Source organism: Aureimonas phyllosphaerae, from assembly GCF_900113065.1.
Taxonomy (GTDB): Bacteria; Pseudomonadota; Alphaproteobacteria; order Rhizobiales; family Rhizobiaceae; genus Aureimonas; species Aureimonas phyllosphaerae.
In genome coordinates this window covers 83,553-99,298 of sequence record NZ_FOOA01000003.1, presented here as the reverse complement: position 1 = coordinate 99,298, position 15,746 = coordinate 83,553, and the positions used below count along the sequence as shown (strand labels likewise).

Here is a 15,746-nt window from a genome sequence, read left to right as displayed (position 1 = left end):
CCATGATCCCTCTCGCGCAATTCCTGTCGGACGAAAACGAAGACGAGTTCGTGCCGCTGCGGGCCCAGGCGCCGCGCCGGCCTCCGGTCGCCGCTCCCCGCGCCTTCGAGGCTGGCCTGCCGCGGGTCTCCTCGCAGGCCGCGCCGGCGGCGCGCGCGGCGGCCAAGCCTGCCGCTCCCATGCCCGCCATGCGCCCGACGGCGATGCCGCCCAAGGCCCTGCAGGCAGCTGGCGTCGCGCCCGTCCAGCCGCGGCCCGCGGCCGAGCCGCGCATCTCGCTGCGTGAGGTCGAGGCCGAGCGCCGGGCCTGGGCAAGAGAGCGTGAAACGCTTCTGCGAGCTCATGAGATCGCGTTGGCCCAGGCCCACCAGGACGGTGCCGCCGAAGCTGGCGAGGCGGTGCGCCAGGATCTGGAGCGCGCGTCCGCCGAACGCATCGAGGCCCTTCGCCAGACGCTGGCAGCCGACCACGAGGGGGTGCTCGCCGAGGCGCGCCGGCAGTGGGTCGAGACCGAAGGCGACCGGCTCGCCGATCTCGTCATCCTGCAGATGGCGGTGTTCGAGGATGCGTTGAAGACGACGCTGAGCTCGCTCCTGCGACCCCTCGTGCTCGACGCGCGAAAGCGCATGACGGTGGACGAGCTGGCGGGCGCGGTGAAGACCATCGCCTTCGACGGCACCACGGTGAAGATCGCGGCATCCGGCCCGAGCGATCTCCTGCATTCGCTGGAGGACAAGCTCGGCGATCACGCCCGCCATGTCTCCTTCGATCCTGACGAGACCTATGCCGACGTTCGCATCGACGCCAATCAGACCGTGATCGAGACCCGTCTCGCCGCGTGGCTGAAGGCCGTCGAGGAGGCGCTTTCGTGAGTGCACTCGATACCGAGCGGCACGAGATCATCATCGTCCGTCGCAGCGGCGAGGGCGAGGACGGGCACCATGGTGGCGCCTGGAAGATCGCCTTCGCCGACTTCATGACGGCGATGATGGCCTTCTTCCTCGTGATGTGGCTGACCAGCGTGTCGGACGACGCGACGAAGAGCCAGATCGCCCAGTACTTCAACCCGATCGAGCTGAACGACCCGCTGCCGCCGACGGACGGTGTCGCGCGCGACCCGTCGGCCCCGGCGCAGACGCCCGGTCCCGCCGCGGAGGACAGCAAGACGCCCGGCACCCCCGGCGGCAAGCCCGTCGGCGGCGACGCCAAGGGCGGCGAGGATCAGGCGATCTTCCGCGATCCGTATGCGGTGCTGGCCGAGATCGTCGCCGAGAACGAGGCGATGGGCGACACCGGAAAGGCGATCGGCAAGCCCGACGGCACCGGGCTTCCGGGCCTCAATGGGGGCGACGCCTATCGCGACCCGTTCGATCCGACGTCCTGGCAGCTGACGCCGAACGCGGTCGCCGGCAAGGAGGTCGAGGTGACTGCCGACGATTTCGCGACGGTCGCCGTCGAGCCGCCGAAGCCCGCGCCGCCGCCGGTCGAGGTTGCTGCCGCACCCGCCGCGCCGGCAACGCCCGAGCAGAGCGATGCGGCCGAGTTGCAGAAGGAGATCGACGCCAGCGTGCCGGGAACGGAAGTCGCCGACGTCCAGGTGAAGAGCGGCGATGCGGGATCGGGCACGGTCACGATCTCGCTCGCCGACACGCTCGACACCGGCATGTTCCAGATCGGTTCGGCCCGGCCCACGGCCGACGCGATCCGGCTGATGGAAAAGATCGCGGCGATCCTCAAGGACCGTCCGGGCGACATCGTCATCCGCGGCCATACGGACGCACGGCCCTATTCGGGCAACGGCCAGATCGACAACTGGCGCCTGTCCACCGACCGCGCCCACATGGCCTACTACATGCTTCGCCGCGGTGGCCTCGACGACAAGCGGGTGGAGGCGATCGAAGGCGTCGCCGACCGTCAGCCGAGCAATGCTTCCGATCCCGAGGCCGCCAGCAACCGGCGCATCGAGATCCTCTTGAAAGAACCCAAGGCGTGAAGAACTCTCTGCGGCTCCTGCTCGGCTCGTTGCTGATCGGTGCGTCCATGCTGCCCGCGCGCGCCATGGAAGCACCGGCGGCGCCCGATGCGGCAGGCCAGGTGGAGCCGTCGTCCGAGGCGGTCGCGCCGCCGGCGCCGGAAGCACACGGCGCGGACGCACCGGATGACGGGGCGCCGGCCGCAGAGCATGCGCCGGAGACCCCGGCGGCCCTTGCCGAGGGACATGACACGCATTGGACGGAAAGCCGGACGCCGATGCCGTTCGACGTCATGCGTTCGGTGCAGTTCCTGCAGGATCAGGTCGCGCGCGGGAACGTGCGCGCCATCCGGGTGCAGGCGCTGCTCCTGCGCCGCTTCGCCCGCACGTTCATCGAAGCGGCCCCCGAGGTCTGGAACGACCCACGCAACACGCGGGCTGTCGTCCTCTTCACGTTCAGCGGCGGGACGCCCGACGTGATCTCAACGCTTCTCGACCAGGGTCGCCTGCCGGAGTCGGAAAGGGCGCTCTTCGAGGGGGCGCTCGCCTATGTCCGCAACGATCTGCCGACGGCCGCCAAGAAGCTCGAGTCCGTGACGATCGACGACCTCGAGCCGGTCCTTGCAGCGCAGGTGAGCCTCGCCCTCGGGCAGATTCACCAGATCGACCATCCCGACCAGGCGATCGAGGATCTGGCGAATGCACGCCTGCTGGCGCCCGGCACGTTGATCGAGGAGGCCGCGCTGCGCCTCGGCGCACCGTTGGCGGATGCCGCGGGCTCTCATGACGATGCGGATCGGATGGCCCGACGCTATTTCGATACCTATCACGACTCCAGCTACGCCGCGAACTTCGAGACGCGCTATGTCGCGCTGGTCGTGGGTCGCGCCGTGCCGGACGCGCAGGGAGCCCTGATCTCGATGGATGCCGTCGTCGCCGGATTGCCGGATGATCGGCAGCAGCGCCTGTATCTGGCCGCCGCGCGACGCTCGCTGGTCGCCGGCAGCCTGCCTTTCGCTTCGCAGGTGGCCGAGCGTGCCATCGTTCTCGGCGGACTCGAACCCGGCGACGCCTCGCGCGCCACCCTCTACCGGACAGCCTCCTCGCTTGGAACGGACAGCCAGGACGCGTCCCGGAAGGCCCTCGACGGGATCGACCGGAACCTCCTGCATATCGAGGACCAGAAGATCCTCGATGCCGCCTATTCGGTGCTGGACTCGATGGCCAGGCCTGCCCTGATGACCGAGGTCAGCAATCCCGGTCCGGTCGAGCCGGAGACGTCAGCCGTGCTCGCGCGAGCCAAGGCGGCGCTCGACGCCGCGTCCCATGAAATGAAGAAGCCCTGAGCCATGAAGATCGATCTTTCCCTCGCGCCGGTCGACAAGGAGCCCGCGCGCGCCTCCGCTCATTCGGATCTCGACCGCGGCGTGATGGGCGATGCGTTCGGGAAGGCGGTGCGCGATGCCGAAGGCAAGCGTTCCGCCAACGCCAACGACCAAGCATCGCGGGCGGACGCCGAGACGGCGAAGCCGAGCGAGGAGGGGGCAGGCGATACGGTCGCAACCGACCAGCAGGATGCTCTCGAGACCGAAGGGAAGGACGAGACCAAGGGCAAGGCCGATCCGCTCCAGGCGCTACTCGGAGCGCTCGTGGGCGCGAAGGCGCCTGCCGGCGGCAAGGATGCGACCGCAGAACAGGGCAAGGCCGGGCGCGAGGCTCCCGAAATACCCGATGCGGCCGGGCTGAAGGTCGCGGTCTCCGAAGAGGCCGCCGCGAAGGACAAGGCGGCGGTGAAGCTCGACGTCCTCCGGATGGAGACGCATTTCGAGCCGCATCAGGACGGAATGGTGCTGGTCGAGGGCCGCGCGGTCGCGAAGCCGGACGCGGCATCCGCTGCCGAGGCGAAGGCCGGGGGTGCCGGCAATGCCAGCGTGACGGCAGCGCTCGCGGACATCGCGAAGGGACGAACGGGCGAGGCAAAATCGGCAGCGGCCAACGGTCCTCAGGCCGAAGCGGACGACGGAGCCGCCGTGCCGATGCGCTTCGACGAGGCGATCTCCCGGCTCGGACGCAACGCCTCCGAAAGTTCGGGTCGTGAAACCGGGCGCGACGGGTCGGCGGCAGCGCAGTCGGCACTCGGCGAACTCGCCGCCCGTCGCAATGCCGCGCGCAGCGCGGACGCTGCGGCAGGCACCGTCTCCGCCACGACGGCGATGCCCTCATCCTCCCCCTACAACCTGGCCGGACAGGTCGCCGGCCCGATCATGGAAGCGTTGGGCGACCCTGCCCAGGCTTCCACCCAGTCCGCCCCCGCCAGCAGCGATGCGCACCTGCGGATGCGCGCGGGCGGCGGCGCCCTGAAGACACTCACGATCCAGCTGCATCCCGAGCATCTCGGCACGGTCGACGTGTCGATGCGGCTGAACGAGGGACGGCTGACGCTGGAACTTGCCGCCAGCCGCAGCGACACGGCCTCGATGCTGCTCGACGATCAAGCGTCCCTGCGCAAGCTTCTCGAGCATGCCGGCTTCTCGCTCGACGACGCTGCGATCTCGGTTATCACGCGGGACAACGGGCAGTTGCGCACCGCGGACGCCAGCGGAACGAATTCGCAGCCGAACGACCAGGGCGGTCGTCCGGCGGGGGAGGGGCGCTCCGACGCCCGCGGCCAGTCCAGCGGATCGGACGAGCAGGCGAGCCGACGCCGTCCCACCCAGCAGGGCCGCGACGACGGCTCTCCGGCCAAGTCTCAGGCCGGATCGACCTATCTCTGAGCAATCGGACAGGGGATGCCGTCGGCCATCAGGTCTTCGGCATCCCTTCTCTTTTCGTAACCCGAGGTTGCGACACCCGATCGAGCGCAAAACGGTTGCAAGGCTCGCGATAGCTTGCACGGATAGATTGAAAATCAACGGTCCGTGATTTATCTCGAATGTGAATGGTTTCGAACAAGCGTCTGTCAACAAATGGTAAATCGACGCTGACTGTTACGAACCATTAACCCTATAGTGATTTTTGGGGATGGCCCGATTCGCGGTGGGTTGGTTATTTGTTTCCTAACGAAACGCAAGTCACGCGGCGGGGACAAATGATCGTAGTTGTGGACAATCGCGAGCTGGTCACGAACGGCTACAAGTCCCTCTTCGGGACGGAAGGGGTCTCCTCCGCCGGTTTCGGCGTCGACGAATTCCGCGACTGGGTCGAGTCCGCGTCCGACAACGACCTGTCGGCCGTCGAAGCCTTCCTGCTCGGCGACTTCCCCGAGCGCGGCGCCTTCACCCGTCTGGTCCGCAGCCGCTCCACCGCCCCGATGATCGCCCTGGCCGAAGCCAAGGCCCTGACCTCCACGCTCGACCTCTTCGCGGCCGGCATCGACGACGTCGTCGCCAAGCCCGTGCACGTCAAGGAGATCCTGGCCCGTGTCGGCGCCATCCGCCGCCGCGAGGTGACGATCGACCGCGCCAAGACCACGGTCGACGAGATCTGCGTCTTCGCCGACGGTCGCGACGCCGAAGTCGCCGGCCAGCCGATGGTGCTGCCGCGCCGCGAGCGCCGCATCCTCGAGTATCTGGTCGCCAACAAGGGTCGCCGCGTCTCGAAGCAGCAGCTGTTCAGTGCGATCTACGGGATCTTCGACGAGAACGTCGAGGAGAACGTCATCGAAAGCCACATCTCCAAGCTGCGCAAGAAGCTCAAGATGCGTCTGGGTTATGATCCGGTCTCGTCGAAGCGTTACCTCGGTTATGGTATCGGCGTCTGAAGCAACTCGCTTCGTAAAGTAGACGAACGACTTTGAGGGCCCGGCACGAAAGTGCCGGGCCCTTCGATTTATGAAGATATGGTTAATGATATGTTATTTAAATTCTATGTGACAGCAGCTTCGCGCAAGCCATTCCCACTAGTGTGAATGCAATCTGAGGTAACGGATAAGGGTGGCAGTATGAGCATCGGCGGCCTAATGCGCACGAGCGTCTCCGGCATGAACGCGCAGGCGACGCGCCTCAGCGCGGTGTCGGAGAACATCGCGAACGCCAACACCAACGGCTACAAGCAGACCACCACCGAGTTCACCTCGCAGATGCTGGCCAACGGCAAGGGCCAGTACAACTCGGGAGCGGTGGAGGCCAACGTGCGCACGCTGATCAGCGAGCAGGGCGGCCTCAGCTACACCGCCAACTCCGTCAATTCGAAGAAGCTCGACCTTGCGATCTCCGGCCAGGGCTTCCTGGTCGTCGACGACGGCAACGGCGGCAACGTCCTGACGCGCGCCGGCTCCTTCATGCAGCAGCCGGACGGCACGCTGGTCAACGCCGCCGGCTACGCGCTGAAGGGCTACCCGGTCGGTGCGACGGGCACCGACTTCGTCCTCAACGGCTTCGCCGGGCTCAAGCCCGTGAACCTCAACGCCGGCCTCCTCAGCGCCAGCCCGAGCACCAAGGGCATCCTCACGATCCCGCTGAACAAGGACTTCACGGAGCAGACCGGCGATCTGCCATCTGCGAACACCGACAAGACGCCCGACCCGAAGAAGACGGTCTCGAACTCGCTGGTGGTCTACACCAACTCCGGCGAGGCGGTGAAGCTCGACATTTATTATACCAAGACGAGCGACGCCAATAACGAGTGGGAGGTTACGGTCTTCGACAGCCGCGGTGCCAGCAAGACCGGCACCAACCGCCCATTCCCCTACGATGACGGCCCGCTGAAGACGGCGACGCTCGCGTTCGACGCCACGAAGAACTACTCGCTGGCGTCGATCGACGGCACCGCGACCGGAATCCTCGACATCGACCTCTCCAGCATCGGCGGTGTCGCGGCCTTCAATCTGGACATCGGCAATACGACCCAGTTCACCGGCGACAACCAGCCGCTGGAAGCCAAGGTCGACGGCAACCCCGCCGAGGTGATCGATAAGGTCAACGTCGGCAAGGACGGCACGGTGCTCGCGACCTTCACGTCCGGCGCCACCCGCGAGCTATACAAGATCCCGCTCGCCAAGGTCGCCGCGCCCGACAACATGACCGTCCTGTCCGGCAACGCCTTTGCGCCGAGCCTCGAATCCGGCAGCGTCCTGATGGGCTTCGGCGGATCTGACGGCTTCGGCGACCTGATCTCCGGTGCGCTCGAGAACTCCACCGTCGACATGGCCTCTGAGCTCACCACCATGATCGAGAGCCAGCGGTCCTACACCGCCAACTCCAAGGTCTTCCAGACCGGTTCGGAAATCATGGACGTGCTGGTGAACCTGAAGCGCTGACGGCGCCGGTTCCCAACCTTTCCTGACAGCAATGCGCGTCGCAGGACTGCGGCGCGCCGCCGGACCGATCGTCCTTCGTACCCTACCGGATTGCTCCCATGTCGCTCTCTGCCGCGTTGAACACTGCCAAGTCGTCGCTGGCCGCGTCGCAGCTTCAGACGCAGATCGTCTCGAGCAACATCGCCAATGTGAACACGGCGGGTGCCACCCGCAAGATCGCGAACGTGGTGACGGGCGCTGGCGGTGGGGTCACCGTTTCCTCGATCTCGCAGGCCTCCAACTCGGTCCTCTTCCGCAACATGCTGGACGCGACCTCGAAGCTGCAGGTCGCCGTCACTCAGTCCGACGCCTACTCGCGGATCAACGAAATCCTGGGCGACACCGCGGCCAAGGAGTCGCCGCAGGCCCGCATCGCCGCCTTGAACGACGCGCTTTCGACGCTGGCCAACACGCCGGGCAATTTCGATCTCGCCCGCAACGCCGTGCAGGCCGCTCAGGACGTCGTCACCACCATCCGCACCCATGCCGCGACCGTCGACACGATCCGTCGCGACGCGGACGACGGATTGGTGGTAGCGGCTGCCGACATGCAGCAGATCCTGGCCGAACTCGAAACGGTCAACCGCCAGATCGTGCAGGGCACGAACAAGGGCCAGGACATCACCGACCAATCCGACCAGCGCGATCGGCTCGTCACGCAGCTGTCCCAGTATGTCGGCGTCAGCGTCCAGCTGCGCGGCAGCAACGACATGGTGATCTACACCGACTCCGGCGTGACGCTCCTCGAGAACACGGCGCGTAGCGTTTCCTACCAGTCGACGAATTCCCTTGCGCCGGGCGCCGAGGGCAACAGCTTCTACATCGACGGCGTCGCCGTGACCGGCGAAAAGTCGTACATGCCCGTGAAGACCGGCAAGATCGCCGGGCTGACCGAAGTCCGCGACGAGATCGCCAACACCTATGGCGCGCAGCTCGACGAACTGGCCCGCGGCCTCGTGTCCGCCTTCTCCGAGTTCGATCCGTCGGGCACGGGCGTCGCCAAGACCGGCCTCTTCACCTCGACCGTCGACATGTCCACGACCACCGGGCCCGTTTCGGTCGGCGCGTTCACGACGCCTGGCGCCTTTGCGGCCGACAAGGACGTGTCCTTCACGGTCACCTACGAAGGCACGACCTACCAGGCTTCCGGAACGCTGACCGCCGCGGATCTCGCCAGCGAGGCAGCCTTCGCCAGCCGCCTTCAGTCGCTTGTCGCGGGCGCCAAGACCACGACGGGAGCGACGCTCGGCGCCGGACGCATCTCCGTCACCAGCACGGGCACCGCGCTGTCGATGTCGGCAACCGGCGTCGGCGATAGCATCGGATTCGCAATCTCCGGGCTTTCCGCCAACATGACGGCGGCCGGCGTCACCGCCGGGACCGGCACGCCTGATCCCGAGCCGGTCTATCGTGGCCTCAGCTCGAACCTGACGATTGCCGCCGGCCTTGGCGCCGATCCGACGCTGGTGCGCGACGGCGTGAACTACCAGTACAACCCGGGCTCGCCGACGAAGCTCGGCGGCTTCAGCGATCGCATCGTGGCGCTCGGCAAGGCCCTGGATACGGCCCGCTCCTTCTCCAGCGACGCGGGTGCCAATCCGAAGGCGACGCTGGCCGGCTACGCAGCTTCCTCGATCGGCTGGGTGCAGCAGTCGCGGACTGCCGCCAGCAATTCCGCGACGTCGATGACGACGCTTGTCAACAAGACCAACGAGACGCTGTCCAGCGAGACCGGCATCAATCTCGATGTCGAGCTGACCCGCCTGATCGAACTCGAACGCTCCTATCAGGCGTCGGCCAAGATCATCTCTACCGTGGACCAGATGTTGGCCCAGCTTCTCCAATCTATCTGACGGATCGCGTAAGTCATGACCATTTCCTCGCTGTCCTTCAACGCCGCCACCCGAGCGACGATCCTGCGTCTCCAGTCCGAGCTGAAGGACGCGACGACGGAGTTGAGTTCGGGGCGCCACGCCGATATCGGCATGACCCTCGGTCGGCTGACGGGGGATGCGGTCCAGTACCATTCGCAGGAGACCAGCATCGTGAAGATGCTGGAGTCGAACAATCTCGTCACCAGCCGCCTCGAGCTGATGGACGACACGCTCGACGATCTGCGCAGTTCGGCGGAATCCGTCTCGTCGAACCTGATGACGGTGGTGGCGAACGGGGCGAACGCCGATGCGGTTGCGGGTTCGATGATCGCGGCCAAGGGCGCTCTCGGCTCGCTGATCGGCTCGCTCAACGTCAACATTACGGGCCAGTACCTGTTCGCCGGCGCGCAGACCGACCAGCTGCCGATGACCGACGCCAGCAACGTCGTCGCGACGCAGTTCCAGGCCTTTCTGGCCGCCGCCGGCAAGACGCCCGAGACCGTGACGAAGGACGAGCTCACCCGGTACTTCTCGAAAGACGGTTTCACTGCCACCGGCGGCCAGATCTACCGGTTCGACGACATGTTCGCCGACAACCTGCCCCCGACCGCACCGCCCCAGCCAAGCTGGAACGACTGGTCGACCGCGTCCGACACGCCCGTCGTGTCGCGCATCTCGAAGACCGAGACGATCGAGTCGTCGCTCAGCACCAGCGACAGCGCGATCCGCAAGATCACGGCGGCCTATGCCCTGATCGGCAGCGTCGGCCTCGACAAGATGGGCGCCGATGCCCGCACGGCAGTCGCCTCGGCCGCCTACGAGAGGGTCGGCGACGGCATGAAGGGCCTGACAGCCCTGCAGACGCAGATCGGCGGGCGCCTCAACCGCGTCGAGATCGCCAACACCGCGCTGAACACCCAGAAGGCGCTGGTCCAGAATGCGATCGACCGTCTGGAAGGTGTCGATACCGCCGAGGCGGGCCTCCGGGTGTCGGCCTTGGAGACGCAATTGCAGGCTTCGTTCACGGTGACCGGGCGCCTGAAGAACCTCAGCCTTCTGAACTATCTCTGACCCCTTCGAACGGCCGGCATGATCGCCAGGCAGCCGCGAACCAGCCTCACGGGATACGAAGCATGTACCAGTTCTCCTATGCGGAAGTCAGTTCGGAGAGTTCCGCGACGGCTCGCGACCGCGAGCGTGAGGCGCTTGACCGTACCGTGGCCGCCCTTCAGCGCGCTCAGGCCGCCGGCCCGAAGTCGCGCGAAGCCGTCGAGGCGATCTACCTGACGCGCAGCCTCTGGAGCGTGCTCGTCGAGGATCTTGCCAACCCCGAGAACGCGCTTCCGGAGGAACTCCGCGCCGCGCTGATCTCGATCGGTCTCTGGATCATGCGCGAGGCCGAGGCCATCCGTCTTGGACGCAGCGACGACTTCTCCGCGATGATCGAGATCACCGCGATGATCCGCGACGGTCTCGGAGAGTAACGATGTCCACACTTCGGATCACGCTGCGTGCCGGAGAACGGATCTTCGTCAACGGCGCGGTGATGCGCGTCGATCGCAAGACGCATCTGGAATTCATGAACGACGTGACGTTCCTGCTGGAAAGCCACGTCATGCAGGCCGACGACGCGACGACGCCCCTTCGCCAGCTCTACTTCGTCATTCAGCTGATGCTGATTGACCCGGCCGGCGCCGCCGAGGCGCGGGCGCTCTTCGACCGCACCTATCCCTCGCTGCTTGCCGCCTTCTCGTCCGCCGAGATCCGCTCGGGCATCCAGGATGTCGTCGATCTCGTCCACCGCGAGCGCAACTTCGAAGGACTGAAGCGGCTCCGCTCGCTGCTGCCGCTAGAGGACCTCGTCATGCAGGGTGAAGGCGTCGTGATGCCAGAGATCAAGCCGATCGCCCGTCCGGTCGTCGCCATGGGAGCCCGATAGTCATGTCCACCGTCTCCAACGTCTCTACGAACGCCGCGACCTCGGCCGCAGCGACGAAGTCCTCCGGCAGCGTCTCAAGCGAGATGAAGACCGGGCTCGACTACGACGCCTTCCTGAAGCTTCTCGTCGCCCAGATGAAGAACCAGGATCCGACGAACCCGACCGATCCGACCCAGCAGATGAGCCAGCTCGCCTCGTTCTCGAACGTCGAGCAGTCGATCAAGCTCAACCAGAAGCTCGAGGCGATGACGACGCTCTCGACGCTGACGCAGGCGAACAACCTGATCGGGCGCACCGTCACCACCGGCGACGGGTCGGTCAGCGGCGTCGTGAAGTCGATCCAGGTCGCCAGCGATGGCGCAGTCGCCACGCTCGCCGACGGCAAGCTCGTGCTCCTCGAAGCCGGCATCAAGGTCGAGTAGCATGAACGAGGCCGACGCCATCGACATCGTCCAGTCCGCGATCTGGACCGTGGTCGCCGCCTGCGGGCCCGCCGTCGGCGGCGCCATGCTGGTCGGCATCGTGATCGCACTGTTCCAGGCGCTGACGCAAATCCAGGAGGTCACGCTGACCTTCGTGCCGAAGATCCTTGCGATCTTCGTCATCATCGCCTTCACGGCTTCCTTCACGGGCGCGCAGGTCTACGCCTTCACGCAGGAAACCTTCTCGCGGATCGAGCACGGGTTCTGACGACCTCAGTTGCGTAAAGCATAGAGAAGGCCCGGACCGCGCGCGGTTCGGGCCTTTTCGTTTCGGGCCCTGCGCCAGCCCGGCACCAGATCGAAATGGCAAGAAAGCGTTAACGATCCCGCTGTCCGCGCCGCGCGCCCGGCCAGCCGTCCAGGACCGATGCGCATGGCCGTCGACACCCTCAAGATTTCCTCATCAGCACTGCCGCCGCGCGCCAGCATGCGCGACATCGGCTTCGCGCTCGGCATCGTCGCGATCCTCGCGGTGCTGTTCGTACCGATCCCGTCCTTCCTGATCGACATCGGTCTCGTGGTCTCGATCGCGCTGTCGATCCTGATCCTGATGGTGGCGCTCTGGATCGAGAAGCCGCTCGACTTCTCGGCCTTTCCGACGGTGCTGCTGCTCGCGACCATGCTGCGCCTGTCGCTGAACATCGCGACGACGCGCGTCATCCTCAGCCACGGCGACGAAGGCCACAACGCGGCCGGCTACGTCATCGGCGGCTTCTCGCAGTTCGTGATGGGCGGCGACTTCGTCATCGGCATCGTCGTCTTCATCATCCTGATTACCGTCAACTTCCTCGTCATCACAAAGGGTGCGACGCGTATCGCGGAAGTCGGTGCGCGCTTCACCCTCGACGCCATTCCCGGCAAGCAGATGGCAATCGACGCCGACCTTTCGGCCGGCCTTATCGACGAAAAGCAGGCGCAGACCCGTCGCCGCGAACTGGAAGAGGAAAGCTCGTTCTTCGGCTCGATGGACGGTGCCTCGAAGTTCGTGCGCGGCGACGCCATCGCCGGTCTCATCATCACGGCCGTCAACATTTTCGGTGGCATCATCATCGGCGTCACGCGCCACGGCATGGACGCCGCGCATGCCGCCGACGTCTTCGTGAAGCTGTCGGTCGGCGACGGTCTCGTCACGCAGATTCCGGCGCTCGTCGTCTCGCTCGCCGCCGGCCTTCTGGTCTCGAAAGGCGGTACGCGCGGCGCGGCCGAGAGCGCCATCATGATGCAGCTCGGGCACTACCCGCGCGCGCTGATGGTGGCCGCCGCGCTGCTCTTCGTGCTGTCGCTGCTGCCGGGCCTGCCCTTCATGCCCTTCGCCATCGTCGCCGTCCTTTTGGGCACGATCGCCTATGTCATCCCGCGTCGCCGGGCGACGGAAGCGGAGAAGGTGCAGGTCGCCAAGCGCGAGCAGGAGGCTCAGGCCGTGGAAGCCGAACGCCAGTCGGTCAAGGAGTCGCTGCGCATCATCGAGGTCGAGCTCGTGCTCGGCAAGCAGGTGGCCGCGCACCTGTCCTTCTCGCGCGACGAGCTGGCCAACCGCGTCGGCAAGATGCGCCGCCGCTTCGCCTCGCGCTACGGCTTCGTGATCCCCGAGATCAAGCTGTCGGACGACCTGTCGATCGGCGGCAAGGCTTATGCGATCAAGGTCCACGGCACCACGGTCGCGACGCAGGAGGTGCGCCTCGGCGACCTTCTCATCGTGCTTGGCGACGCGCCCGCGCCCGACATGCCGCACGACCTGACGAAGGAGCCGGCCTTCGGCCTTCGTGCCGCGTGGATTTCGGAAACCTTCGCCTCGTCCGCCCGCCGCGCCGGTTTCGAACCGGTCGACACGCTGTCGATCATCCTGACGCACCTGTCGGAGGTGATGCGCAACAACCTTGCGCACCTCCTGTCCTACAAGGACATGCGTTCGCTGCTCGACCGGCTGGAGCCGGAGTACAAGCGGCTCATCGAGGAGATCGTGCCGACGCACATGAGCTATTCCGGCCTTCAGGCCGTCCTGAAGCTCCTCCTTGCCGAGCGCGTCTCGATCCGCAACCTCACGCTGATCCTCGAGGCCATCGCCGAGATCGCGCCGCATGTCCGTCGATCGGAAAAGATCGTCGAGCACGTGCGCACGCGCATGGCGCAGCAGATCTGCGGCGATCTCCTTCACAACGGGCAGCTCGGCGTCCTGCGCCTCGGCAACCGCTGGGATCTTGCCTTCCATCAGGCGCTCAAGCGCGACGCCAAGGGCGACGTCATCGAGTTCGATATCGATCCGCGCCTCGTCGAACAGTTCGCGACGGAAGCCTCCAAGGTGATTCGCGAGAAGACCGACCAGGGCGAGAACTTCGTCCTCGTCGCCTCGCCCGATGCGCGCCCCTACGTGCGAATGATGATCGAGCGGATCTTCGTCAACCTGCCGGTGCTGTCGCATCTCGAGATTGCGCGTGGCGTCGACATCAAGGCGCTCGGGTCGATCGCGTGACGCCGGACGTCGAGGTCCTCGTCCTCTCGGCCTTTCTGGTGTTCTGCCGGATCGGCTCGTGCCTGATGGTCCTGCCGGGCTTCTCCTCCATGCGCATCCCGGCGCAGATTCGCCTGTTCGTGGCGGTGGCGATCGCCTTCGCGGTCGCGCCGCGGCTTTTGCCCGACATCATGCCGCTGGTGCGCGGCGCGTCCGACGACATGCGCATCGCGATGATGTTCGGCGAACTCCTGAACGGGCTGCTGATCGGCCTTCTCGGCCGCGTCTTCATGATCGCGCTGCAGTTCTCCGGCAGCGTCATCGCCAACGCGATCGGCATGGGCCAGACCCTCGGCGTGCCGATCGAGGGGCACGAGGCGGACCCCGCATTGGTCTCGCTAATCACGCTGACGGCGACCGTCCTCATCTTCTCACTCAACCTGCATGCCGAGATCGTGCAGGCACTTCTGGCGTCTTACCGCGCGATGCCGGTCGAGCTTGGCTTCTCGATCCGCTCGGGGCTGGCCTCACTCGTCGACAATCTCGACGAGACCTTTCACCTCTGCCTGCGGATCGCCAGCCCCTTCGTCGTCTATGCCGTGATCGTCAACTTCGCGATCGGCCTTGCCAACAAGATGACGCCGCAGATCCCGGTCTACTTCATCTCGCTGCCCTTCGTTCTGGCCGGCGGCCTCGTTCTTCTCGGCTTCTCGATCGGCGACTACCTGACGCTGTTCATCGAGGGCTTCCGCAACTGGGTGCTGAACGGATGAGCGGACAAAGCCGGGCAGCGCGTCTCGCGCGCGTGCGGGACGTTCAGGAGAAGATGCGCCAGCTGGAGGAATGGCGGCTCGGCGAACTGGTGCGCGAGGAAACGCGCCTTCGCGAGACCGAGCGCGAGCTCCTCGAGACCTTGGGCTCCCAGTCGCTGATGCAGGGTCTGTTTCTGGAAGGAAAGGCCGCGGCGCTCCGGCGGAACGACGTCGTGCTGCGCGAGACGCAGGCGAGGGAGGCCGTCGCGCGCGAGAAGGTTCAGAAGGCGCAGGCGACCGAGAAGCGCCTGGAGCGCGCCGCCGATAAAGCCGAGGCGACCGAGCGTGCCGCCACGGAGCGCTCCGAACTCCTGCTGGCTCTAGAAGACCATCTCGCCGCACGGGCCGCAAGTTTCGAATAAGTGGACTGGTCTACGAATCGTGTCAGCCGATCGCGGCACCGAACGAGGTGTCGCGGTGCGATCGAACTCCGGGATTGTCCTCCATGACCGTTTCAGCTCTCGCGGGCCCGCTGCCGGCCTTGCGCGCGGACCAGTCCGCGCCGTCGGCCGCGACCCGCAAGGTCGACGCCGGATCGCAGACGCAAGCCTTCGAGGCGGCCATGCAGGCCGCGCCCGTTTCCGCCGACGCGACCCTGGACGAGGTGAACTTCCACCATCAGAGCTCGCGCAGCGCCGAACTGAAGCCTCTGCAGAAGTTCGAGGCCTTCGTGCTGCGCAACTTCGTCGAAAGCATGCTCCCCTCCAAGAACACCGCGTTCTTCGGCACGGGCACGGCCGGCAATATCTGGCGTTCGATGCTGGCCGAGCGGATCGGCGACGAGATGGCCAAGGCCGGCGGGGTCGGGATCGCCGAGATGCTGGAAAAGGACGGTCGAGGCGGGGGCAAGGCTCCGGTCGTCGATACGACGAAGGCCTGACGACCCGGGGGTTGGGAGCCCCTGGCAACGAAACACAAGCGG

Annotated in this window: 16 protein-coding genes; all 16 read left to right on the top strand. The window is 66.2% G+C overall.

Annotated elements, in window-relative coordinates:
- Positions 1-2 precede the first annotated feature (2 nt).
- The 16 genes from BM175_RS22330 to BM175_RS05520 all read left to right on the top strand — a co-directional run bounded on the left by BM175_RS22330 (position 3) and on the right by BM175_RS05520 (position 15,704).
- Entirely contained in the window at positions 3-872 is an 870-nt protein-coding gene (locus BM175_RS22330) for a hypothetical protein (RefSeq protein ID WP_139224567.1), read from the top strand.
- Positions 869-1,993, top strand: coding sequence for a flagellar motor protein MotB (locus BM175_RS05590; protein WP_090960477.1), 1,125 nt, complete (start codon positions 869-871; stop codon positions 1,991-1,993). The genes BM175_RS22330 and BM175_RS05590 overlap by 4 nt, the downstream gene beginning before the upstream one ends.
- Positions 1,990-3,318, top strand: coding sequence for a hypothetical protein (locus tag BM175_RS05585; RefSeq protein ID WP_090960474.1), 1,329 nt, complete (start codon positions 1,990-1,992; stop codon positions 3,316-3,318). Before BM175_RS05590 ends, BM175_RS05585 begins: the two co-directional genes overlap by 4 nt.
- Positions 3,319-3,321: 3 nt before the next feature.
- Positions 3,322-4,746: a flagellar hook-length control protein FliK gene (locus tag BM175_RS05580; RefSeq protein WP_090960471.1), complete on the top strand. Its 1,425-nt coding sequence runs from the start codon at positions 3,322-3,324 to the stop codon at positions 4,744-4,746.
- Positions 4,747-5,060: 314 nt separating this feature from the next.
- Positions 5,061-5,732 carry a response regulator transcription factor gene (locus BM175_RS05575; protein WP_090960468.1) on the top strand — a complete coding sequence of 224 codons (672 nt, stop codon included), beginning with the start codon at positions 5,061-5,063 and terminating at the stop codon, positions 5,730-5,732.
- 180 nt (positions 5,733-5,912) lie between these two features.
- Positions 5,913-7,229, top strand: coding sequence for a flagellar hook protein FlgE (locus tag BM175_RS05570; RefSeq protein ID WP_090960465.1), 1,317 nt, complete (start codon positions 5,913-5,915; stop codon positions 7,227-7,229).
- Between the two features lie 98 nt (positions 7,230-7,327).
- Positions 7,328-9,121 (top strand): flagellar hook-associated protein FlgK, encoded by a 1,794-nt coding sequence (gene flgK, locus BM175_RS05565; RefSeq protein ID WP_090960463.1) that lies wholly within the window; start codon positions 7,328-7,330, stop codon positions 9,119-9,121.
- Positions 9,122-9,136: 15 nt separating this feature from the next.
- Positions 9,137-10,213 carry a flagellar hook-associated family protein gene (locus tag BM175_RS05560; RefSeq protein WP_090960461.1) on the top strand — a complete coding sequence of 359 codons (1,077 nt, stop codon included), beginning with the start codon at positions 9,137-9,139 and terminating at the stop codon, positions 10,211-10,213.
- Positions 10,214-10,275: 62 nt separating this feature from the next.
- The gene (gene flaF / locus BM175_RS05555) at positions 10,276-10,626 is read left to right on the top strand and encodes a flagellar biosynthesis regulator FlaF (RefSeq protein WP_090960458.1); all 351 of its coding nucleotides are present in this window, start codon (positions 10,276-10,278) and stop codon (positions 10,624-10,626) included.
- Between the two features lie 2 nt (positions 10,627-10,628).
- The gene (gene flbT / locus BM175_RS05550) at positions 10,629-11,081 is read left to right on the top strand and encodes a flagellar biosynthesis repressor FlbT (RefSeq protein ID WP_090960455.1); all 453 of its coding nucleotides are present in this window, start codon (positions 10,629-10,631) and stop codon (positions 11,079-11,081) included.
- 2 nt (positions 11,082-11,083) lie between these two features.
- Entirely contained in the window at positions 11,084-11,503 is a 420-nt protein-coding gene (gene flgD, locus BM175_RS05545) for a flagellar hook assembly protein FlgD (RefSeq protein ID WP_090960452.1), read from the top strand.
- 1 nt (position 11,504) lies between these two features.
- Positions 11,505-11,771, top strand: coding sequence for a flagellar biosynthesis protein FliQ (gene fliQ / locus BM175_RS05540; protein ID WP_090960449.1), 267 nt, complete (start codon positions 11,505-11,507; stop codon positions 11,769-11,771).
- Between the two features lie 165 nt (positions 11,772-11,936).
- Positions 11,937-14,033 carry a flagellar biosynthesis protein FlhA gene (gene flhA / locus BM175_RS05535; RefSeq protein WP_090960446.1) on the top strand — a complete coding sequence of 699 codons (2,097 nt, stop codon included), beginning with the start codon at positions 11,937-11,939 and terminating at the stop codon, positions 14,031-14,033.
- Complete coding sequence (locus BM175_RS05530) at positions 14,030-14,785, top strand: flagellar biosynthetic protein FliR (RefSeq protein WP_090960443.1); 756 nt, start codon at positions 14,030-14,032, stop codon at positions 14,783-14,785. Before flhA ends, BM175_RS05530 begins: the two co-directional genes overlap by 4 nt.
- Complete coding sequence (locus BM175_RS05525) at positions 14,782-15,186, top strand: hypothetical protein (RefSeq protein WP_090960442.1); 405 nt, start codon at positions 14,782-14,784, stop codon at positions 15,184-15,186. The genes BM175_RS05530 and BM175_RS05525 overlap by 4 nt, the downstream gene beginning before the upstream one ends.
- Positions 15,187-15,269: 83 nt before the next feature.
- Positions 15,270-15,704 carry a rod-binding protein gene (locus BM175_RS05520; protein ID WP_090960439.1) on the top strand — a complete coding sequence of 145 codons (435 nt, stop codon included), beginning with the start codon at positions 15,270-15,272 and terminating at the stop codon, positions 15,702-15,704.
- The last annotated feature ends 42 nt before the right edge of the window (positions 15,705-15,746 follow it).